The following is a 21464-nucleotide window of genomic DNA, read 5'->3' as shown; positions in this document are numbered from 1 at the left end:
TGGTAATCTTCGTCACAGTCTCGCTCATCCGATCGGTCTCCGCAACCTGCTGGAAACAAATCAGCCCCGCACCCGATGGGGTGCGGGGCGGTCGCCGCAACGGGCGGCGGTCACCGGCTCAACATGCGCCCCGCTCGACGGAAACGCTGGCGAACTGGGCGGACTCGTCGGAGAGGTCCCGGTCGAACCACACCACCATGCAGACCGGATGGTCGCCGTCGGAGTTGGTGAGTTCGTAGCGGTCGGCGCCGCGCGGGTCACTGCCGGCGTCCCTCAGCCGCACCTTCGCCCAGACATCCCGGGGAAACCGCCCGCCGTCACCGCGGTTGCCCACCGAGACCGCCTTCTCGACGTCGAAGACGGTGACGCCGAGACCCTGCACGGGGGTGCGTTCCAGTTCGTACGCGGCGTTGTTGGCGACCGCATACACCTCCGACTCGTCGTAGTCGCGATTGACTGCGCTCAGGATGATCCCGACCATGACCGCTGCGACCAGCAGCCCGACGATTCGCGTGCCGAGCAGCCGCCGCCGGGACTGCTCGGCGGCGAGACGGTCGGCTGGGTGGTCCTGCAACATGCCCCGTGGTCCTCCCGTGGTCTGTCCGGCTGCGCATCGGCGTGGTCGGCACCCTATCCACCCCGGTCAACCCCCGCCGCCCGGTCGAGGGCCCACCGCCCCGGGCGGGCCGGGGGCGGCACGGGCACCCAGCGCCCGGGAGACCCGCCCGGCCGCCTCGACCACCTGCCGGCCCACCTCCTCCGTCGGCTGGTCCGCCGCCTCGTAGCGCAGCGCCGCCGCGCTCACCCCGCCGATCACGTGTCCGGTGTGGTCGTACACCGCCGCACCGGCCGCGCAGACCCCCGGCTCGTTCTCCTCGTGGTCCTCGGCCCAGCCCCGGGTCCGGACGGTGGCGAGCTCAGCCAGCAGCGGCTCGACCTCGACGATCGTCTCCGGGGTGTGCCGGCGCAGCCCTGTCCGCCCGGCGAGTGCGGCCACCCGGTCGTCGTCCATGGAGGCGAGGACCGCCTTGCCGATCGACGTGCTGTGCAGATCCAGGCTCATCCCCACCCGGGAGGCGAGCTGGTACGGCTTGCCCGCCTCCACCTTCGCCACATAGACCGCCTCGTCTCCGTGCAGCAGCGCCAGATGCACCGTACGGCCGGTACGCCGCTGCAGCTCCTCCAGCTCCGGACGGACCCGGGCGGGCAGGTCCAGCCGGTGCATCACCCGGCCGGCGAGCGCGAGCATCCGGGGCCCGGTGAAGTAGTCCCCGTTACCGCCCGGCCGGGCCAGCCCGCGTTCGACCATCACCTGAAGGATCCGGTGCACGGTCGCCTTCGGCAGCTTCGCCGCCGCCGCGATGTCGGTCAGCCGGCTCTGCTCGACCAGCGCCTCCAACACCGCAAACGTCTTGTCCGAGGCGCTCGCACCGATCCGGTCAGCCATGCTTCCAATGTAGGGAACGCCACCGGTGACCCGACCCGCCGGCTCTCCGGCGGTCGACGTGCGAATGCCCGGTGCTCAGTGCGATCGGAATCAGTGCGATCGGAATCAGTGCGGATCGGGACGGGTGGCGGCCGCCGCCAGCACCGCCGGGTCGACGTTGCCCCCGGTCACCACCGCCACCGTACGCCCGGCGGGCAGCTCGGCGGCGTGGAACATCCGGGCAGCGGTGGCCACCGCACCGCTCGGCTCCACCACCAGCCGGGCTCCCCGGACCAACCGGGTGGTGGCGGCGGCGATCTCCTCCTCGCTGACCGTCACGATCCCGTCCAACCGGGCGCGCAGGTGCGCGAAGGTCAGCGCGGAGAGGTTGGTCCGCAGCCCGTCCGCACTGGTCCGATAGGTGCGGGCCGGCTCCCATTGCCGCAACTCGCCGGACCGCAGCGACTCGGCGGCGTCGGCGGCGAGCGCCGGCTCGACCCCGACGACCCGGGTCTGCGGGCGCAGCGCCCGGAGCGCCGTGGCGACCCCGGAGGCGAGTCCGCCGCCGCCGACCGGCACCAGCAGCACCTCGACGTCGGGCAGGTCCTCGACGACCTCCAGCCCGACGGTGCCCTGGCCGGCGATGATCCGCCGGTCGTCGAAGGGCGGGATGAGGGTACGTCCCTGCTCGGTGGCGACCGCCTGGGCGGCCGGCAGCCGGTCGGCCGGAGCGACCATGCGCACCTCGGCGCCGAGGGCGCGTACCTGGTCGACCTTTGCCGCCGGGGCGCCCTCGGGGATCACCACCGTGCACGGCACTCCGTGGACCCGGGCGGCGTAGGCGAGTGCCTGTCCGTGGTTGCCGGAGGAGTGCGTGACCACGCCCCGGGCCCGCTGTTGGGTGTCGAGCCGGGCCACCGCGTGGGTCGCGCCGCGCAGCTTGAACGAGCCGACCGGTTGCAGGCTCTCCGGCTTGAGCCAGAGCTGGTCGTCCCAGCGGCTGGGCAGCAGCGGCGTACGCAGCACCACGCCGGCAAGATCGTCCGCCGCGGTCCGGACGTCATCGACGGTAACGAGATCCACCTGATCATCCTGCCACCGGGCCGTACCCCGGTTCGGCGACGGTTCCACCTGCGCTCCGGCCGGTGGGCCGGGCCCGCCTGCCGGACCGGCGGGACCGTGGCGGCGAAGAATCACGATCGCCACGGGATGAATAGCCTCAAAGCCTACTATTCCAGGAAGGCGGCGGATGATACGAGGATCGTGATGACCAGCTCCGACGAGCCCGGCGAGCAGCCGTTCCGGCCCGGTGCCGGCGTGCCGTCGCCGGGCGGGGAGCGGCCGGCGGAGTCCACGGAACCGGAACCCACGGGACCGGAACCCACGGAACCGGAGCCCACAGGACCGGAACCCACAGGACCGGAACCCACAGGACCGGAACCCACAGGACCGGAACCCACAGGACCGGAACCCCGGCCGTGGGACTGGGCGATCGATCCGCCGCCGCCGGGCGGGCCGAGCCGCGAGCCGACGCCGGACCCGTCGGCCGGTCCGTCGGTCGACGAGATCTCGGAACCGATTCCGCCGACCGACCGCTTCCCGGACACGATCGCCCCCGGCGCGGGTCCCCCGTCCCCGCCACACCCGGAACGGCCGGGCACGCCCCCACCACCACACCCGGAACGGCCGGGCATTCTCACACCGCCGCCGGACTGGTCCACTCCGGAGACGCCGGCCGCCGCACCACCGCTGAGCGGTCATCCGGCGGCTCGTCCAGAGCCGGCGCCGCCCTGGGGACCCCGGCCGGGCGGACCGGCGGGCGGCGCGGAGTCCGGCGCCCCGCCGTCGGGCGGCACCGGGCCGGTTTCGGAGCCGCGCCGCACCGGCCCGCTCCCGGAGTTCGCCCAACCGACCGACCGGCGTTGGTGGTTCGTACTCGGAATCGTGGCCGCCCTGCTCTCCTGCTGCTGCGTGGCCGCCGCGGTGATCGTGCTGACCTGGGGACCGGATTTCTACACCGGCCTGCGCGACCGGAAGCCCCGGGTGGTCGGCCTCGACCAGCCGGCCCGGGACGGCGACCTGGAATTCCGGGTGCACGGGCTGCGCTGCGGGCTCGCCGAGGTCGGCGACCCGCTGATCAGCCAGCGCGCGGTCGGCCAGTTCTGCATGGTCGACCTGGCGGTCCGCAACCTCGGTGCCCGGCCCGCGCTGTTCCACGACGACCTGCAGGTCGCCTACGGGCCGGCGGGGCAGCGTTTCGGGGCGGACAGCTCGGCAGGGCTCCTCGCCAACGCCGACCAGCTCGGCTTCCTCAGCGAGATCAACCCGGGGAACCGGGTCACCGGGACGATCGTCTACGACATCCCGCCGGACGCCCGGATCGTGCGGCTTCGGCTGCGAGGCGCCGCCAGCTCACCGGGGGTGCAGGTGCGGACCGGTTAGCACCCGCTCGACGCCGGTCCGCTCGACGCCGGTCCGCCCGACCGGGCGGATGCGGCCGGGCTACCGGGTGGCGGCATGCCAGGCGGCGAGCAGGTCGGCCTCCTCGGCGTCGGTGAGCCCGATCCGCTGGCCCTCCTCGGGTCCAGCTCCGGCCAGCCACTCGGCGGTGTCCCGGACCGTCTCGGTCAGCGGCCGGGTACACAGCCCGGCCGCCAGACTCGGGGTCACGTCCCGGGCCATGAAGCCGGCGTACTCGGGCAGGGGCAGCCAGAGCGGCAGCGACCGGGGCCCGGACCACGGCTGCACCCCCTGCTCGACCAGGAATTCCTGCGGCACCCAGCTCGGGGTGGCCCCGGCGGGGAGCACGTCGGCGAGGAAGGCGGCCCGGGTCATCGGCGCGCCCGTGCCGTCGTACGTGCCGGTCTGCCCGCGCTCACCCGCCGCGACGATCCAGTCGGCCAGGTCGCGTACGTCCACCAGCTGCACCAGCTCGTCCGGCGCGCCGGGCGCGAGGACCTCGCCGCCCCGGGCCGCCCGCCCGACCCAGTATTCGAAACGCCCGCTCGGATCCTCGGGACCGACCAGCAGCCCGGCCCGGCAGACGAAGACCCGGTCGGCCCCGAACGCCTCCGTCACGATCTGCTCGCAGGCCACCTTGCAGGCGCCGTACGCCTCCGCGTCGCGCCACGGATCCTCCGCGTCCCGGTGCGGGGGTGCCAGCACCCGAGCGGTCCCGGCCCGCTGGCCGGCGATATCGGTGTCCGCGTACACCGAACCGGACGAGACGAAGGTGACGTGCCCCACCCGGCCGGCCAGCGCAGCCGCCGCGTGCCGGACGTGATCGGGATGCCGGGCCACGTCCACCACCGCGTCGAACTCGCCGCCGATCGCGCGGAGACCGGCCGGGTCGTCGCGGTCCACCCGGACGAAGCGGACGCCTTCCACCGGCTTCCCGGAGGTGCCCCGGGCGGCGCAGGTGACGTCGTGGCCGGCGGCGAGCGCCCGCCGGGCGACGGCCCGGCCGAGAAAGACGGTGCCGCCGAGGACGAGGATTCGCATCCGGCGATCGTGCCGGGACCGGAGGGCGGCCGGTAACCCCTGTTCGCGGAGAGCGGAGCAGGGGCCGCCGCCAGATCCGGCCGGCCCGACCCGGACCGCCGGCCGACTTCCCGGCGCCTGCCATGCGTAGCGGGCCGGTTGTGGAGTACGGTTCGACCGATATCCCAGGAGGTTGCGAATGTCCCTGACGGTGCACACCGAGGAGCGGGCCGACGTCGTCGTCGTGTCGGTCGCGGGCGAACTCGACATGGCCACCGCGCCGCAACTTCAGGATCAGATCACGGATCTGCTGGAGAAGGGGCGCACGAAGCTCGTCTTCGACCTCTCCGATCTCACGTTCTGTGACTCCACCGGTCTCTCGGTCTTCGTCCGCACCCGTAACAGCGCCGACGAGGCCGGCGGCCTGGTACGGCTGGCCGCACCGCGCCGGGGAGTGCTGCGCATTCTGGAGGTCAGTGGCCTGGTGGAGGTGCTCCAGACGCACGCCACGGTCGAGGAGGCGGTGGCGGGCGCCCCGCCCAGCGCGGGCTGAGCCGGATCCCGGCCGCTTTTCCGGCCGCACCGGGCGGGGCATTAGGTTGTCGACCGACACGATCACGGCAACCTGGAGATGCCAATGCTCAAGGGCTTCAAAGACTTCATCATGCGCGGCAACGTCGTCGACCTTGCCGTCGGTGTGGTCATCGGCGCGGCCTTCACCGGCCTGGTCACCCAGTTCACCAACTCCTTCCTGAAGCCGCTGATCACGATGTTCGGTGGCGGCGAGGGCCTCGAGGCCGGCGTAACGAAGCTGCCCAACGGCGCCGAGGTCGACTGGGCCGCCTTCGTCAACGCCACCATCACCTTCCTGATGACCGCGGCGGTCCTCTATTTCCTGGTCGTCTTCCCGATGAACAAGCTCGCCGAGCGCCGCCAGCGGGGTGAGGAGCCGCCGCCGGCCGCACCGAGCGAGGAGATCAAGCTGCTCACCGAGATCCGTGACTCGCTGGTCGCGGCGGGCCGGGCCCCGAACCTGCACCCGGAGGGCCCGGACGATCGGTTCGGTCAGCAGCATCCGCCGGCTCCGCGCCGCCCCTGAGCAACCGCCCGAGCGGGCGCCCGAGCGGGGCGTCACCCACCCGGGTGGCGGACCGGGCACCGGATGATCTTCTCGAACACGCGTTCGATAAGGTCCCGGCATGGAACAGCGAAAGCACTGGTGGAACGGCAAGTGGGGGCGCCTCGCACGGCGCGACGTCTACCTGCGGGCCGACGCCGACCAGTGGCACGTGGAGCAGCGGGCCGGCGGCGCCGAGGGGATCTCCCGGTTCTACGAGTTCGACAGCGAGGAGGCGGCGTACGACATGATCCGCACCCTGCTGGCCGGCTCGGACACCTGGCGGGAACTCTCGGCCCGCCCGCCCGGCGCCGGCTGACCGGCCCGCGCCCGCCGGCACCGGGCCATGCGGCGCCCGGAAGTGACCGGCCGGCTCAGCGGGTCGGCGCCTCCAGCAGCGCGATGGTGCTGAGCGTGACCTGGTCGCGGATCCGGGTCACCGAGGTCTGCCACTGCCGGGTGAAGCCGGGCCGGTGTTCGAGGTCGCGCCAGACCGGCAGCACCGACTCGTCGAGCCGGGCCGCCGGCATCCAGAGGTGCAACAGGCAGTCGATCGCCGGGCGGAGACGGTGCACCTTCTGGGTCCGGGTGCCCGGCCCGGTGAGGCTGAACTCGATGAGCGAGAGCAGCGTGGTGAGCAGCCAGTCGTGCAGGGCGAGATCCTCGCAGAACTCCACCAGGGCGGGTACGCCCTCCGGCGGTGCGGTCAACTCCAGGGTGCGCAGGGTGTCGGACTCGATCCGCAACTTCCCGCGCGCCTCGCCCGTGGCGTCGGCCGCCGGCAGGACGGACCAGCGCAGCCGGGTGCGCTTGGTCCGGAACGGGGGCCGCCGGTCCAGCCGGGCCGAGCTCTGCACCGCGTCGATCAGCCGGGCGCTGATCGCGCCGAGGTTGAGCGTCTGCGACTGGTGGGCACCGAGGAAGCCCGCGGAGACGTCCCGGACGTCGACCTTGCCGATCGTCTCCACCCAGCCCGGCCGGGCCAGGTAGTGCGACCAGGTCAGCCGGCGGTTGCTGGCGGCCCGGTCCAGCCGGGTGTACGTGGAGCCCTGCAACACGTGCCCACCGGTCACCGCGGCGCGCGACACCACCGTCCCGACCCCCCGGGTCCGGCTACCCGACCTGGTCGGCAGCCGGCAGTCGATCCCGGTGAGCTGGTCGGGCGAGACCGCGTACGCGATCGGGCGCTCCGACCGGCGGACCCGCTGGCCGACCAGGAGGTCGAGGAGTTGGGCGGTGTTCTCCAGCGAGAGCGAGCTGGAGTTCTGCAGTAGTCCGGTGTGGACCTCGCCCAAGGTCAGCATCGCGCTCCTCCGCAACCTCGTGCGCACCGCGACCGAATCGCCGGAACTGGGGCGCCGTAACAGCGTCACAGTAGCCGACATTCCGCCACGGCCCGGTGACCACATCCGATCAGCGGAAACGCGTTCTTGCAGCACATTGGTACGGTGGCGTCACGCGCCGCTCACGCCGCCGCCCCCATAGGAGCTGCCGTGACCAAGGTCTACGTCTCGGCCACCTTCCGCGATCTGCAGGAGTGCCGGGCCGCCGTGCAGTTGGCACTGCGCCGGCTGCGGGTCGAGGACGTGGCCATGGAGTCCTACGTGGCCGAGGACCGGCGCCCGCTGGAACGCTGCCTGGCCGACGTCGCCGAATGCGACGTCTACGTCGGCATCTTCGCCTGGCGCTACGGGTTCGTCCCGGCCGGCTACGACCGCTCCATCACCGAGCTCGAATACCGGGAGGCGCTGACCGGCGGCAAACCCTGCCTCATCTTCCTGCTCGACGAGGAGGCGCCCTGGCCACGCAGTTTCGTGGACCGGGGCGCGGACGCCGACAAGATCGAGGCGCTCCGGGCGGAGCTGGCGGACCGGCACATGTGCAGCGCGTTCCGCGATCCGGCCGACCTCGCCGCGATGGTCACCGCGGCGGTGGCCAACTACCTCACCGACACCGGGGTGCCGACCGGCGGCGGGATGCAGACGCTGGGCCGGGACGCGCTCAAGCAGTACCTGCTCCGGCTCCGGCAGCACTACGGCGTGCTGGATCTCGACGCGGTGACGCCGGAACAGACCGAGGACTATCTCGGGATCCAGTTGACGTCGGTCTTCGTGGAGCAGTGGGTACGCGAGGACCCGCCCCCGGCCGAGCTGCCCCGGGAGTGGCTGCGGCGGATGCAGTCGGAGGGCCGGATCGGCACCGAGGACGTGCCCGAGGAGGTGGATCCCCGGGAGCTGGTGCAGTTGCACGAGTCGTACCGGGCGAAACCGTTGCAGCGGCTCTTCGACGTGCTCGGCGCGCCGGACCAGCGGGCGGTCGTGCTGCTCGGCGACCCGGGCTCGGGCAAGTCGACCGCGGCCCGCTACGTGACGCTCAGCCTCACCGGCGGGCCGGTCGACGACCGGCTGACCGCGCTCGCCGACCACCTGCCGCTGCTGATCGAGCTCCGCTCGTTCGTCACCCTGGCCGCCGAGGGCAGGTGCGACAACTTCGTCGACTATCTCGACCACCGCGCCGGCACCGACGGGCTCGGCATCGACCGGACGACGCTGCTGCGGCACCTCGGCGTCGGTGGTCGGGCGGTGATGATCCTGGACGGCCTCGACGAGGTCTTCGACCGGCACCGGCGGGAGGAGGTCGCCCGGCAGATCGCCGGCTTCGCCGCCAACCACCCGCAGGTACGGATGATCGTCACCTCCCGGATCATCGGCTACTCGCGCCGGATCCTGACCAGCGTCGGCTTCGTCCACTACACGTTGCAGGATCTCGACGAGAGACAGACCGGGGAGTTCCTGTCGAGCTGGTACCGGCTGGCGGTCGGGGACCGTCCGGAGGACGTCCAGGCCCAGCGGGCCCGGCTGCTCGACGCGATGCGGCACTCGCACGCGATCCGGGAGCTGGCCGGCAACCCGCTGCTGCTGACCATCCTGGCGATCATCGGCAAGCACCAGCCGCTGCCCCGGGAACGCTGGAAGCTCTACGACCACGCCGCGACGGTGCTGGTGGCGCAGTGGGACACCGACCGGCACCTGCGCGAGCAGTCCCAGGTCGCCGACTTCCTGGACACCGAGGACAAGAAGGAGCTGCTGCGCCGGTTGGCATACCGGATGCAGTCCGCCGACCGTGGGCTGACCGTCAACTACATCGACCGGGTCGAGCTGAGCGACGTCTTCGAGCAGTACCTGATCGAGCGCTACCGGCGGGACGCCGTCACCGCCCGGGTCATCGCGCTGGCGATGATCGACCAGTTCCGGGAGCGGAACTTCATCCTCAGCCGGTACGGCCCGCACGTCTACGGCTTCGTGCACCGCACCTTTCTGGAGTTCTTCTGCGCCGACGCCATCCTGGCCAAGTTCCAGCACGACCAGGTCCTCTCCTTCGAGCAGCTCAAGGAGCTGTTCCGACAGCACTGGGCCGACCTGTCCTGGCGGGAGGTGCTGCGGCTGCTCGCCGGCGCCCTGCACCAGAACCACACCGCGCAGCTCATCCACCTGCTCACCACCGAGGTCAACCAGCCCTGGCCGCCGGCCGACTTCGCACCGCCACCGTGGAACCTGGCCCTCGCCGTGCAGTGCCTGGCCGAGGTGCGCAACCTGCACAGCGCCGCCGCCAAGCCCGCCGAGACCCTGCTGCGGCAGCTCATCCTGCTGCTGGAGCACTGCGTCTCGATCGACGACCGGGAGACCGCCCGGCTCATCGACGAGGAGATCCTGCCCGCCGCCAAGGCGATCGGCCCGAACTGGCCGGGCCGCAGGGTCTACCTCTCCTGGTACCGCCGCCGGGGCGTCCGGGTCGTCTGGAACCCGGTCTCCATCCACGCCGCCCGGCTGGCCGCGATGCTCTCCACCCCCGCCGAGCGGATCGACGACCTCTTCGACGACGTCCTCGCCACCATGGACGAGAGCCCCGCCTGCTACGCCTCGGTCGCCGGCCTCGCCGAGCTGGCGCAGCTCGCCACCAGCGCCGCCGACAGTCCCGCGCACCAGGCCGCCGCCGCCCGCGCCCGGACCCGGCTGATCAAGCGCGCCCGCGACGACGGCCACGCCGGGGTCCGGCTCGCCGCCGTCGAGGCGCTCGGCGAGCGGTTCGGCACCGACCCGGAGGCCCGCGACCTGCTGATCGAACGGGTCCGGGCCGACGGCTACGCGGGGGTGCGGCTCGCCGCCGTGCAGGCGCTCGGCGAGCGGTTCCGGGACGAGCCGCACGTCCGCGACCTGCTCCGGGAACGCGCCCGCGCGGACGAGCACGCCAGCGTCCGGCGTACCGCCATCCAGACCCTCGGCGACCGGTACGGCGGCGACGACGAACTCCGGGACGTGCTCGTCGAGTGCCTCCGCACCGACACCGACGCGGAGGTGACCCGTACCGCCGCGCACGTCCTGGTCGAGCGCTTCGCCGCCAGCCGGCACGTCCGCGACCTGCTCGTCGAGCGCGCCCGCGACGACACCGACCCGGTCACCCGGCGCACCAGCGTCCGGGTGCTCGGCGAGCGGCTGGCCTCCGACGCCACGGTCCGCGCCCTGCTCATCGACCGGGCGCGCGCCGACCGCGACCCGGGGGTGCTGCGCGCCGCCGCCCGCGCCCTGATCGACCGGGACGGCCCGGACACCACCACCCGGGACCTGCTGGTCAGCCGGGCCGGCGGGGACGCCGACGAGGTCGTCCGGCGGGCCGCGCTGCGGATGCTGGTCGAGCACTTCGAGCGGGACACCGCGCTTATCGACCTGCTGGTCACCGCCGTCCGCACCGACCGGGACGCCGACGTACGGCTGCTCGCCGCCGAGGCGCTGACCGACGAGATCGGCGCCGAGGCCTCGGTCGGCGCCGCGCTCGGCGAGCTGGCGCTGCGCGACCCGGACGCCCGGATCCGGCTGGTCGCCGCCCGGGCCCTGATCGAACGGGTCGGGATGGACTCCGCCGTCTCCGAGGTGCTCGCCGGGCTGGCCGGCGGCGACGACGACGCCGACGTACGCCTCGCCGCCGTCAACGCGCTCGCCGACACCGCCCGCCGGGAACCTGCCGTCCGGCAGGTGGTGCTCGACCGGGCCCGCACCGATCCCGACGCCGAGGTCCGGCTCGCCGCGCTGCGGGCGCTCACCCGGGAGCCGCGGGTCCCCGACGAGGTCTACCAGGTGCTGGTCGACCGGGCGCACCACGACCCCGACGCCGCCGTCTTCGCGCTCGCCGCCACCGCCGTGGTGGAACGGGGCAGCTCCCGGGACGACGTGCAGGAACTGCTCGCCGGGCGGGTGCACGGGGACGGCAACGCCCGGGTCCGGCTCGCCGCCGTACGCCTGCTCGTGCAGCGGGTCGGCATCGACGCCGACGTCCGGGAGGCGCTGCTGGAGCGGATCCGGCACGACCCCGACCCCGAACTCGTGCACGAGGCCGCCGTCGAACTCGCCACCCGGCTCGGCACCGACGTCGAACAGTGCGAGTTGCTGATGGTACGGGCCACCGGCGAGGACCCGCAGATCCGCACGGTCGCGGTGCGCATCCTCGGCGAGCACTACGGCGCCGACCGGGCGGTACGCGAGCTGCTGATCGACCGGGCCGGCACCGACCGGGACGTGCAGGTACGCCGGGAGGCGCTCCGGGTGCTCGGCGAACGCCTGGCCGAACACCCCGAGGTGCGTACCCTCTTCGTCGAGCGGCTCCGCGACCAGGACTGGTCGGTGCGCGCCGCCACCGTGCTCGCCCTCGGCACCCACTTCGGCGCCGACCACCAGACCCGGGAACTCCTGACCGAGCTGGCCCGGGACGACCCGGATCCCGGCTTCCGGCGCCGGGCCGGTCAGGTGCTCACCTGGCTGCCCCACGCGGATCCCGACCACCTGCCGGACGTGCGGCGGTGAGCGCGGTGCGGGTGGTGCGGCCCGGGTCAGTCGCCGATGAAGGCGTACTCCGCCCGCTCGACCAGGTCCTTGGGCAGGTCGATGTGCTCGTTGCGGCTGCGGGTCTGGATCTGGTCCAGCACGGCCGGGCTGATCGAGACCTGGCTGAGGATGGTCCGGACGGCGTGTTCGACCGGCAGGAAGCGGTTGCCGAGCACCGAGAAGGTCCGGTACGCGCTGAACGGTGCGGCGTACGGGTTGAGCTTCACCACCGCCGGCATCTCGTCCCAGTCGTCCGGCCAGTCCTCGAGCTGGTAGGGATTTGTCACGCCCTCGCCCTCGTGCCGCAGCAGGCCGAGCCGGAGAAGTTGCCAGACCGCCGCCAGGAACGGGCAGGACCAGCGCCGCTTGCCGTCGTCCTCGTAGTCCCAGAGCTCGACGTCCATGAAGATGGAGTGCCGGTTCGCCGCGTTCTGCACCGGCGGCTGCCAGGCCCGCCCGGCGCTCATCGCCTGCCCCGGCCCGGAGACCGGCGATCGCCTGCCGTTGCAGAGCCAGCCGGTCTCGGAGGTCGGCGGCCGGTCTCCGGTGGTCTCCGGGACCGGGTCGGAGACGAGCTGGGTGAGCACCAGTTCGGCGAGCGGGACGTCGTCGGCCTGGGCGCAGCCGGCCTCCCGGGCGAAGTAGTCGATCACCAGCCCGGTACCCTCGGCCGCCTCACGGACCTGCTCCATCACCAGCCTCGGCGTGCTGAACCGGGTGAAGTAGTCGTCGATCAGGAAGCAGGTACTGACCCGTGGCCGGCCGCTCGGTGTCCGCTCGGCGATGGCCTGCCGGGCCGCCGCCGCCCAGGGCGCGACCCGGGCGAAGTGCCGGCGGAGCTGGTCGATGCCGCCGGCGAACTCCTCGATGTAGAGGTGTCCCAACTCGATGGAGAGGTGGGCGAGCGGAACGGACTCGACGCCGCGTCTGGCCGCCGTCTCCTCGAATGTCACATCCGGTCGTCTCATAGCATCTCCCAGGCCGCGTCGTCCACGATCAGTTTTGCCAGCGCCGAGAAGGCCTCCACGGTCTCCAGGTTCGCTATCTTGCGCGCGTACACGTCGTTGTCGGAGATGAGCTGCTCCCGCCACTGCAGCACCGGGTCCAGCGGCACCGACCCGATCAGCATCGTCCGGCCGACCCGGTGGTTGCTGGCCAGCTCCAGCAGGTCCTGGTTGCACTCCCGCAGCCAGGCGACCTGCGCCGGCCGCAGCCCCTCCAGCTCCGGCGAGTCCGGGTCGACCACGGCGGTGCGGACGAACCGAAGCCGGTTCATGAGGTCGTCGTGGTCGTGCCCGACCCGGGTGCCGGCGTCCAGGATGCCCCGGGTGCCGTAGACCAGCCCGGAGGCGGCGAGGACGTGCTGCCGGGTCCAGCGGTGGAAGACCAGCCACCGCGACCGGACCGACTTCAGCTCCGGCATCGCGGTGGCGGCCAGCACCATCTGGGTAGCGTACGACCGGCCGGCGCTCAGGTCGACGAGGCAGAGGTCGAACTCCTCCTCGAGCCGCAGGAAGAGCCGGGCGCAGCGTTCGATCCGCTCGCGGGTGGCCGGGAACTCCCCGCCGCCGCTGTCACCGGGGAGCAGCACCAGCCGGCCGGCGCCGGGTGGCCGGCTGCGCAGGCTGGGCCGGTCGGACTCGGTCCACACCTCGATCCGCTGCGGCTCGGCCAGGGCGCCGTCCAGATAGTCGTGCAGGCCCCCCCGGGTGGTGCCGTGCACGGCGGAGTTGATGTGGAAGATCGCGCCGGCCGTCGGCGACCCGAAGTCGAAGTCGAGATAGCAGACGTCGCTGCCCTGCAACGCGCTGCGGTAGAGCATGTTGCTGCTGGTGACCGAGCGCCCGGTGCCGCCCTTGTCGGAGGCCGCGAAGATCAGCATGTCAGCCCGCCTCCGCGACGTCGCGGCGGGCCGCGCTCAGCTCGTCCAACTGGCGCAGCACCGCGCTGGTCAGCGCCGCCGCGGTGCCGGGGCGCTCGTGCACGATGTCCCGGGCGCGGCGCAGGTTGACCCGGACCACCTGGAGGGTCTGCTGCATCCTCGGCCCCCCTTCGGCCGCCCCGGTCAACAGCTCCATGTCGTAGAGGTGCTCGGCCTCGTTGAGCAGGTCCTGCGCGTGCAGGGTGAGCCGCTCGCTCGGCACCGGCGGTCGGCGCAGGATGCGTGCGGTGGTGACGAGGGACTGCACCACGCGTTCGGTGTAGTACCACGAGGGCGAGTCGTGATATTCGTCGAACTGCCGGAACGCCCGGGCCGGCTGGTCCCAGAGGCTGCGGCCGTTGCCGCGCTCGAGGCGGCGGAGGACCAGATGGTCCCAGACCCGGTCGGCCAGGTCGAGCAGCTTCGCCCGCTGGTCCGCGTCGCTGAGCAGGCCGGCTATCAGCGCGGTGCGCTGCAACAGCAGGGCGGAGAACTCGGTGACCGCCCAACGCAGCCTCGGGCCGCCCAGCTTGTCGCTGTTCTGCAGTGTCAGCCGTACGCCGGGGGCGTGCAGCGCGAGCGCCGGGTCCACGTCGAACGGACGGCGGGTGATCCGTGCCCGGTTGGCCAGCTCCTCCAGGACCGCACCGACCCTGCTGAGTTCGGCGTCCGCGCCCCGCTCCATCACCAGGCCCTTGACCGCCAGCGAGGTCACCAGCAGGGTGTAGTAGTCGGAGGCGTCCCGGTCGGTGGTCCGCCAGGGGATGTCCTCCAGCGGCCAGCGGTGCCCGTCGCCGAAGGTGGCGACGGTGGCCCAGTAGCCGCGGGTCAGGTCCCACCGCAGTTGGAGTGCCCGGGACAGCCGCTGCTGCTCCTCGTTGAGCAGGCCCAGGATCCGGGTCCGCTCGGTGAAAAGTTCCTCGATCGCGTCGATGGCGATCACGGTGAAGTAGAGGTAGGGCTCCTCCGGCGCGATTCCCGACACCTGGTGGCCGATCGGCTCGGTCGTCTCCACCTCGGGGGCGTCCCGGACGACGCCCCAGGACCAGCCGCACTCGAAGAGCCGGTTCGGACTGTCCAGATCGGCCACCTGCCCAGAACCGATCATGACCTCGCGGAAGCTCGCGATCGTCTGCCGCAGCCGGCGGCGGAGCTGGGAGACGACCTGCCGCTGTGGCAGGTCGCCCTGGTTGAGGGTGCGGATGAGCGCCTGGCCCTCGTCGGAGTCGGCGTCGAAGACGTTCACCGCGAAGCTGCGCAACAGCCCGACCATGGCGGCGGTGAGCCGTACGCTCGCCATGGTCTCCAGATCGTCGATCTCCCGCAGGATCTCCTCGCGGCGCACCGCCGAGCGGAAGACCTTGGCGAAACCGATCGCGGCCAGGGAAAGTGTGATCGACATGGCGAACGAGTCGACGATGTCGAGATCGAGTTGCTGCTCCGAGGGCTCTTCGCCGTCGGTCTGGAAATAGGTCCGGCCGGAGAATACGGGTGTCCCGGATTTGTCGGTGTAGCGCTGGTAATACTCCGTGAGCACCTGGATGATGACCCGTGGAATCTGGGTGGCGGTGCCGAGCGGGCGCAGGGCCCTGATCATTTCCTCTGCGGTCTCGTCCGGACGGTCCAGTCCGAAGCTCGCCTGGGTGGCCGGGAGCAGGATGCAGAGGAGCTGCTCGGCGTCACTGATCGAGTTTGGGCCGTCCCGCCCGCCCCACTGCCACTTTCCGTCCTGCCAGCTCGACCGGACGGTGGCCGTCCAGATCTCCAGGAGCTCCTGACGGGGCTGGATCCTCATCTATCGTGCACCACCATCCGCGAAAACACCGGTTAGGTCGAGCGGCACTTCTGTTGTGTGTCGGGGAAGGCCTCGCGGCTCCCGCGCGCGTTCGATGATAGATACGCGATCGACCGGTTGTGGTGAGCCGCCTTCACGACCGGCCGCGAATCAGAGGAAGATGCTGGTCAACGCCGGACTGCTCGGCTTTCCACAGTGGCGACAGGTTTCACCGCAGCCACCCCCTTCGCGTCCCGGGCCTATCTGTCAATGATGGCGCACGCGTCAAGGCGGGCGGAACCGTCGACCGGTGGGCGCCCGGATCAGCCGGGCCGGACCGGGCTGGCGAGCTGCCGGCGTACCGCCCAGAGCGCCGCCTCGGTGCGCGACGCCGAGCCGGTTTTGCGGAGCAGGTTGGAGACGTGCACCGTGACCGTACGCACCGAGATGCCGAGCGAGCGGGCCACCTGCTTGTTGGACATGCCGGCGGCCAGGCAGGAGAGCACCTCGATCTCCCGTCCGGTCAGCTCGGCGGCCGGCGCCTCGTCGAACAGGTGCTCGCCGTGCTCCGCGACCAGCAACTCGACCAGCTGGTAGGGGTTGCCGCCGGTTCGCCGCCACACCGCGTCCACGGCCTCCGGCGCCACCGGGCGTCCTGGATAGACCTGACCCAGCACGGCGGCGACCTCCGGCCGGCCCAGCGGGCCGAGATGCTGCCGGACCGCGCCCGGCGCACCGGAGAGCCGGGCCAGGGTGGCGGCGACCAGCCCCGGCGAGATCGCCGTCTCCGCCGGCCGGCTCGCCACCACCAGCAGCGCCGGCAACTCCGGTGCGGCGGCGAGTTCGCCGACCAGGTTGAGGCTGGCCGGGTCGAGCGCGTGCAGGTCCTCCACCACCAGCACCGCCGGGCCGGCACCGACCAGGGCCCGCACGGTACGCACGGCGAGCCGGAGCAGCGCGTCGGGGGCGTACCGCTCCCGGGGGGTGTTCGGGTGCTGCGCCAGCCAGGCCAGCGCGTCCGGCGGCAACGGCAGGCCGGCGGTGTCCCGGCCGCTGAGCACCGCGGCCAGCCAGTCGTACGGTGCCGGGGTGTGCACCCGGGCCGTGCCGGTGAGGACGGTCACCGGCCGGGGCGCCAGGTCGGCCAGGGCGGCACTGATCAACAGGCTCTTGCCCACCCCGGCGCCACCGGTGACCACCACCCGGCCGGTGCGGGGACGCCCGCCGGCCACCCTGGCCCAGGCGGTGGCGAACTCGGCCAACTCGCCGGTGCGCCCGACCATGGAGACCGGCATCATGAGCCAACCCTACGCAGTAGTGCGTAGTGACGTAGGCGTGGATCTCCGGGCAAGCTGCACGGTATGAGCTTTGTCTTGCGCAGCCTGGCGGTCAGCGACCCGGGTCTGGTCCGGCCCAACAACGAGGACGTGGCGTTCGCCGGAAGCCGGCTGGTGGCCGTCGCCGACGGCATGGGCGGCGCGCCGGCCGGCGAGGTGGCCAGCGAGATCGTGATCAGCGGACTGGCCCCGGTGGAGCGGTCGGCGGAGACGGATCCGCTGGCCGCCCTGGTGGCGGCGATCACCACCGCCAATGCCCGGATCCGGGCGGTCACCGACGACGACCAGGCCACGGAGGGGATGGGCACCACGGTCACCGCGATGCTGCTCACCGGCCGCCGGCTCGGGGTCGCGCACGTGGGCGACTCCCGGGGCTACCTGTTCCGCGCCGGCAGGTTGACGCAGATCACCAGGGACGACACCTTCGTACAGGCCCTGGTCGACCAGGGCGGGCTGACCCGCGAGGAGGCGCGACGGCACCCGCAGCGGTCACTGGTCACCCGCGCGGTGCAGGGCGGCCCAATCGAGCCGGCCACCGTCGCGCTGATCGCCGAGGCCGGCGACCGGCTGCTGGTCTGCAGCGACGGCCTCTCCGACGTGGTGGACGACGACGCCATCGCCGGGGTACTGGCCGGTTATCCGGACCGACCGGAGTGCGCGGAGCAACTGGTCAAGCTGGCGCACCAGGCCGGCGCCCCGGACAACGTCACGCTGGTGGTGGCCGACGTCGTCCCGGCGGCCGGACCGGAGTTGCCAACCTCGGCGGGTTGAGCGGACTGCCGGAAGGCTCGATTGGGCCCGCAGCCGGGGCGGCGATCGGTAACCTCGACATATGGCGCAAATCGCACCCATGGTGGGGCCGTGGTGACGGCAGCACCACACCGGTCACCCGTGCGGCTGTCGGTCAACGGCAGACCGTACGAACTCGACCTCGACAACCGGACAACCCTGCTCGACACCCTCCGAGAACACCTGGGGCTGACCGGCGCGAAGAAGGGCTGCGACCACGGCCAGTGCGGATCCTGCACGGTGCTGCTCGACGGCCGGCGGGTGAAGAGCTGCCTCGTCCTCGCCGTGGCGGCGGACGGCTCCAGCCTGGTCAGCATCGAGGGCCTGACCGGCGACGGCGACGACGAGTTGCACCCGTTGCAGAGCTGCTTCGTCCAGCACGACGCCTTCCAGTGCGGCTACTGCACCTCCGGACAACTCTGCTCGGCCCTCGGCATGCTCGACGAGGTGCGCCGGGGCTGGCCGAGCGCGGTCACCGCCGACCTCGCCGCCGGCCCGGACGGGCTCACCGACCCGGAGATCCGGGAGCGGATGAGCGGCAACCTCTGCCGCTGCGCCGCGTACCCGCACATCGTCTCGGCGATCCGGGAGGCCGCCGCCGTGGAGCGGGTCCCGTGAGGAGCTTCCGGTACGAGCGCGGCAGCGACCCCGACCAGGCCGTGGCGCTGGTGACCGCCGAGCCGGACGCGGCGTACCTGGGCGGCGGGACGAACCTGGTCGACCTGATGAAACTGGGGGTGGCCCGGCCCGGCCTGCTGGTCGACGTCACCCGGTTGCCGCTGGACTCGGTCGAGTCGCTCCCCGACGGCGGCCTGCGGATCGGCGCCACCGTCCGCAACAGCGACCTGGCCGTGCACCCGACGGTGCGGCGGGACTTCCCGGTGCTCTCCCGGGCGCTGCTGGCCGGGGCGAGCGGGCAACTGCGCAACATGGCCACCGTCGGCGGCAACCTGCTGCAACGGACCCGCTGCTACTACTTCCAGGACGTCAGCCGGCCCTGCAACAAGCGCGACCCCGGTGCCGGCTGCTCGGCGCTGGAGGGGCAGAACCGGGACCTCGCCATCCTCGGCTGGTCGCCACAGTGCGTGGCGACCCACCCGTCGGACATGGCGGTCGCCCTGGTCGCCCTCGACGCCGTGGTGGAGGTGCTGGAGCCGGCCGGCGCCCGGGACATCCCGCTGGCCGGGTTCCACCGGCTGCCCGGGGAGCGGCCGGACCAGGAGACGACGATGGCACCGGGTGGGCTGGTCACGGCGGTACGGATCCCGGGACTGCCCTTCGCGCGCCGGTCGGCGTACCGAAAGGCGCGGGACCGGGCCTCGTTCGCCTTCGCGGCCGGCTCGGTCGCGGCAGCGATCGACCTGGACGGAAGGCTGGTCCGGGACGTCCGGCTGGGCTGGGGCGCGGTCGCGCACCGGCCCTGGCGGCCCCGGCTCGCCGAGGCGGCGCTGCGCGGGCAGCCCGCCACCGAGGAGACGTTCCGGCTCGCCGCCGAGGAGGAACTCGCCGCCGCCCGGCCGCTGGCGCACAACGCCTTCAAGGTGCCGCTGATCCGCAACCTGACCGTGCGGACCCTGGTGGAGCTGGTCGGGTCGGCGAGCACCGGGGAGGCCCGGTGAGCGCACCGGCGCCGGTCGGCCGCGGACGACCCCGGCTGGAGGGCCGGGAGAAGGTGACCGGCGCCGCCCGGTACGCCGCCGAGTACCCGGCGGACGGCCTGGCGCACGCGTACGGCTGGGCGGTGCAGGCCGGCGTGGCGAAGGGGCGGATCGTCCGGATCGACAGCGGGGCGGCCGAGGCCGAGCCGGGGGTGCTGGCGGTGCTGACGCACGAGAACGCGCCCCGGCTGGACCCGGCGGAGAGCCCGGAACTGCTGCTGCTCCAGCAGCCGCTGGTGCGCTACCGGGGCGAGATCGTGGCGCTGGTGGTGGCCGAGTCGCTGGAGGCGGCCCGGGAGGGTGCCGGGCTGCTCCGGATCGACTACGACAGCGAGCCGCACAGCAGCGTCCTGACCGAGCGGCATCCGAGCCTCTACAAGCCGGACCACGTCAACCCGGCGTACCCCACCGACACCAGCGTCGGCGACTTCGACGCCGGTTACGCCGCCGCCGAGGTGCGGCTCGACCAGACGTACCGGACGCCGGCCTACCACAACAACCCGATGGAGCCGCACGCCGCGACGGCGTGGTGGGCGGAGGGCCGGCTGCTGGTACACGACTCCAGCCAGGGCACCACCGACGTCCGGGCCGCCCTGTGCCGGCTCTTCGCGTTGCCGCCGGAGGCGGTCCGGGTCACCGCCGAGCACGTCGGGGGCGGCTTCGGCAGCAAGGGCAGCCCGCGCTGCACCCCGGTGCTGGCCGCGATGGCCGCCCGGCAGGTCGGCCGGCCGGTGCGGTTGGCGCTCACCCGGCAGCAGCTCTTCGGGCCGATCGGCTACCGCACCCCGATCATCCAGCGGGTCCGGCTCGGCGCCGACGCCGACGGCCGGCTCTCGGCGATCTGCCACGACGCGATCAGCCAGACCTCCACCCGGATCGAGTTCGCCGAGCAGACCGCCGTGCTGACCCGGTCGCTCTACTCGGCGCCGCACCGCCGGACCACGCACCGGCTGGTCCGGCTCGACGTGCCGACCCCGTCCTGGATGCGGGCGCCGGGCGAGTGCCCGGGCTCGTTCGCACTGGAGTGTGCGATGGACGAGCTGGCGGTGGCCTGCGGCGTCGACCCGGTGGAGCTGCGGATCCGCAACGACACCGAGGTCGAGCCTGAGGAGGGCATCCCGTTCAGCAGCCGGAACCTGGTGGCCTGCCTGCGGGACGGGGCCCGGCGGTTCGGCTGGGCGGAACGCGATCCCGCGCCGGGAATCCGGCGGCAGGGGCGCTGGCTGGTCGGCACCGGGATGGCCAGCGCGGTCTACCCGGCCCGGACCCCGGGCGCGTCGGCCGAGGCGGCGGCCGGCCCGGACGGGACGTACCAGGTGAGGATCAACGCCACCGACATCGGGACCGGCGCGCGGACCGCGCTCTGGCAGATCGCCGCCGAGGCCCTGGAGGTGCCGGGCGACCGGGTCGGAATCAGCATCGGGGACAGCGACCTCCCGCCGGCCGCCGTCGCCGGCGGCTCGACCGGCACCGCCGGCTGGGGTCTGGCGGTGGACCGGGCCTGCCGGAGCCTGCGCCGACAGCTCCGGGAGGCGCACGGCGGCACCCCACCGCCGGACGGGCTGACGGTACGGGTGGACACCGCCGAGGAGGCCGGATCGCTCCCCCGGCTCGCCCGGTACGCCTTTGGTGCGCACTTCGTGGAGGCTCGGGTGGATATCGACTCCGGCGAGATTCGGATCGGCCGGATGCTCGGGGTCTTCGCCACCGGCCGGGTGGTGAACCCGACCACCGCCCGGTCCCAGTTGATCGGCGGGATGACCATGGGAATCTCCATGGCGCTGCACGAGGAAGGGCTGCTGGACCAGCGGTTCGGCGACTGGGTCAACCACGACCTCGCCACCTACCACATCACCGCCTGCGCCGACGTGGAGCAGATCGAGGCGCACTGGGTGCCGGAGGAGGACGACCGGGTCAACCCGCTCGGGGTGAAGGGGCTCGGTGAGATCGGCATCGTCGGCTCGGCGGCGGCGGTGGCGAACGCCGTCCACCACGCCACCGGGCTGCGGCTACGCACCCTGCCGATCCAGCTCGACAAGCTGGTGGACCGGCTGCCGGCCGATCGGGCCACTAGTTGACAGTGGCC

General features: G+C 72.8%; 18 protein-coding genes. 9 read left to right on the top strand and 9 right to left on the bottom strand.

The window, feature by feature from the left end:
- Positions 1-118: 118 nt before the first annotated feature.
- From ACN28C_RS07075 to ACN28C_RS07065, 3 genes are all read right to left on the bottom strand, one after another.
- Positions 119-577 carry a hypothetical protein gene (locus tag ACN28C_RS07075; RefSeq protein ID WP_422772749.1) on the bottom strand — a complete coding sequence of 153 codons (459 nt, stop codon included), beginning with the start codon at positions 575-577 and terminating at the stop codon, positions 119-121.
- A gap of 66 nt (positions 578-643) precedes the next feature.
- Positions 644-1447 (bottom strand): IclR family transcriptional regulator, encoded by an 804-nt coding sequence (locus tag ACN28C_RS07070; RefSeq protein WP_422772748.1) that lies wholly within the window; start codon positions 1445-1447, stop codon positions 644-646.
- Between the two features lie 105 nt (positions 1448-1552).
- A complete protein-coding gene (locus tag ACN28C_RS07065) occupies positions 1553-2509 on the bottom strand; it encodes a threonine ammonia-lyase (RefSeq protein WP_422772747.1) in 957 nt (318 codons plus the stop codon).
- Between the two features lie 861 nt (positions 2510-3370).
- On the opposite strand from ACN28C_RS07065, the gene ACN28C_RS07060 reads away from it, so the two are divergent.
- Positions 3371-3868 carry a DUF4352 domain-containing protein gene (locus tag ACN28C_RS07060; RefSeq protein WP_422772746.1) on the top strand — a complete coding sequence of 166 codons (498 nt, stop codon included), beginning with the start codon at positions 3371-3373 and terminating at the stop codon, positions 3866-3868.
- 60 nt (positions 3869-3928) lie between these two features.
- Here ACN28C_RS07060 and ACN28C_RS07055 read toward each other — a convergent pair whose 3' ends face one another.
- Positions 3929-4927, bottom strand: coding sequence for an NAD-dependent epimerase/dehydratase family protein (locus ACN28C_RS07055; protein ID WP_422772745.1), 999 nt, complete (start codon positions 4925-4927; stop codon positions 3929-3931).
- 178 nt (positions 4928-5105) lie between these two features.
- On the opposite strand from ACN28C_RS07055, the gene ACN28C_RS07050 reads away from it, so the two are divergent.
- The 3 genes from ACN28C_RS07050 (at position 5106) to ACN28C_RS07040 (ending at position 6342) form a co-directional block, all read left to right on the top strand.
- Complete coding sequence (locus tag ACN28C_RS07050; protein WP_422772744.1) at positions 5106-5459, top strand: STAS domain-containing protein; 354 nt, start codon at positions 5106-5108, stop codon at positions 5457-5459.
- An 84-nt stretch (positions 5460-5543) separates the two neighbouring features.
- Positions 5544-6005, top strand: coding sequence for a large conductance mechanosensitive channel protein MscL (mscL, locus tag ACN28C_RS07045; RefSeq protein WP_422774562.1), 462 nt, complete (start codon positions 5544-5546; stop codon positions 6003-6005).
- 100 nt (positions 6006-6105) lie between these two features.
- Positions 6106-6342: a hypothetical protein gene (locus ACN28C_RS07040; RefSeq protein WP_422772743.1), complete on the top strand. Its 237-nt coding sequence runs from the start codon at positions 6106-6108 to the stop codon at positions 6340-6342.
- A 55-nt stretch (positions 6343-6397) separates the two neighbouring features.
- Here ACN28C_RS07040 and ACN28C_RS07035 read toward each other — a convergent pair whose 3' ends face one another.
- Complete coding sequence (locus ACN28C_RS07035; RefSeq protein ID WP_422772742.1) at positions 6398-7327, bottom strand: SCO2521 family protein; 930 nt, start codon at positions 7325-7327, stop codon at positions 6398-6400.
- A gap of 189 nt (positions 7328-7516) precedes the next feature.
- Here ACN28C_RS07035 and ACN28C_RS07030 point away from each other — a divergent pair, with 189 nt between their 5' ends.
- The gene (locus ACN28C_RS07030; protein ID WP_422772741.1) at positions 7517-11878 is read left to right on the top strand and encodes a HEAT repeat domain-containing protein; all 4362 of its coding nucleotides are present in this window, start codon (positions 7517-7519) and stop codon (positions 11876-11878) included.
- 26 nt (positions 11879-11904) lie between these two features.
- Here ACN28C_RS07030 and ACN28C_RS07025 read toward each other — a convergent pair whose 3' ends face one another.
- The 4 genes from ACN28C_RS07025 to ACN28C_RS07010 form a co-directional block, all read right to left on the bottom strand.
- Positions 11905-12867, bottom strand: a complete 963-nt coding sequence (locus tag ACN28C_RS07025) for an SCO2522 family protein (protein WP_422772740.1) — start codon at positions 12865-12867, stop codon at positions 11905-11907.
- Complete coding sequence (locus ACN28C_RS07020) at positions 12864-13781, bottom strand: SCO2523 family variant P-loop protein (protein ID WP_422772739.1); 918 nt, start codon at positions 13779-13781, stop codon at positions 12864-12866. Before ACN28C_RS07020 ends, ACN28C_RS07025 begins: the two co-directional genes overlap by 4 nt.
- A gap of 1 nt (position 13782) precedes the next feature.
- Positions 13783-15615 carry an SCO2524 family protein gene (locus ACN28C_RS07015; RefSeq protein ID WP_422772738.1) on the bottom strand — a complete coding sequence of 611 codons (1833 nt, stop codon included), beginning with the start codon at positions 15613-15615 and terminating at the stop codon, positions 13783-13785.
- A 302-nt stretch (positions 15616-15917) separates the two neighbouring features.
- Entirely contained in the window at positions 15918-16892 is a 975-nt protein-coding gene (locus ACN28C_RS07010; protein ID WP_422772737.1) for an AAA family ATPase, read from the bottom strand.
- Between the two features lie 63 nt (positions 16893-16955).
- Between ACN28C_RS07010 and ACN28C_RS07005 the strand changes: the two genes are divergently transcribed.
- The 4 genes from ACN28C_RS07005 (at position 16956) to ACN28C_RS06990 (ending at position 21456) form a co-directional block, all read left to right on the top strand.
- Positions 16956-17702: a PP2C family protein-serine/threonine phosphatase gene (locus ACN28C_RS07005; protein WP_422772736.1), complete on the top strand. Its 747-nt coding sequence runs from the start codon at positions 16956-16958 to the stop codon at positions 17700-17702.
- 93 nt (positions 17703-17795) lie between these two features.
- Positions 17796-18338, top strand: a complete 543-nt coding sequence (locus ACN28C_RS07000; protein WP_422772735.1) for a 2Fe-2S iron-sulfur cluster-binding protein — start codon at positions 17796-17798, stop codon at positions 18336-18338.
- Positions 18335-19339, top strand: coding sequence for an FAD binding domain-containing protein (locus ACN28C_RS06995; RefSeq protein ID WP_422772734.1), 1005 nt, complete (start codon positions 18335-18337; stop codon positions 19337-19339). Before ACN28C_RS07000 ends, ACN28C_RS06995 begins: the two co-directional genes overlap by 4 nt.
- Positions 19336-21456, top strand: a complete 2121-nt coding sequence (locus ACN28C_RS06990) for a xanthine dehydrogenase family protein molybdopterin-binding subunit (RefSeq protein ID WP_422772733.1) — start codon at positions 19336-19338, stop codon at positions 21454-21456. The genes ACN28C_RS06995 and ACN28C_RS06990 overlap by 4 nt, the downstream gene beginning before the upstream one ends.
- The last annotated feature ends 8 nt before the right edge of the window (positions 21457-21464 follow it).

The organism is Plantactinospora sp. WMMC1484 (assembly GCF_049315195.1).
Taxonomy (GTDB): Bacteria; Actinomycetota; Actinomycetes; order Mycobacteriales; family Micromonosporaceae; genus Plantactinospora.
The sequence above is the reverse complement of the archived record's forward strand: the minus strand, read 5'-3'. Positions and strand labels throughout refer to the sequence as shown.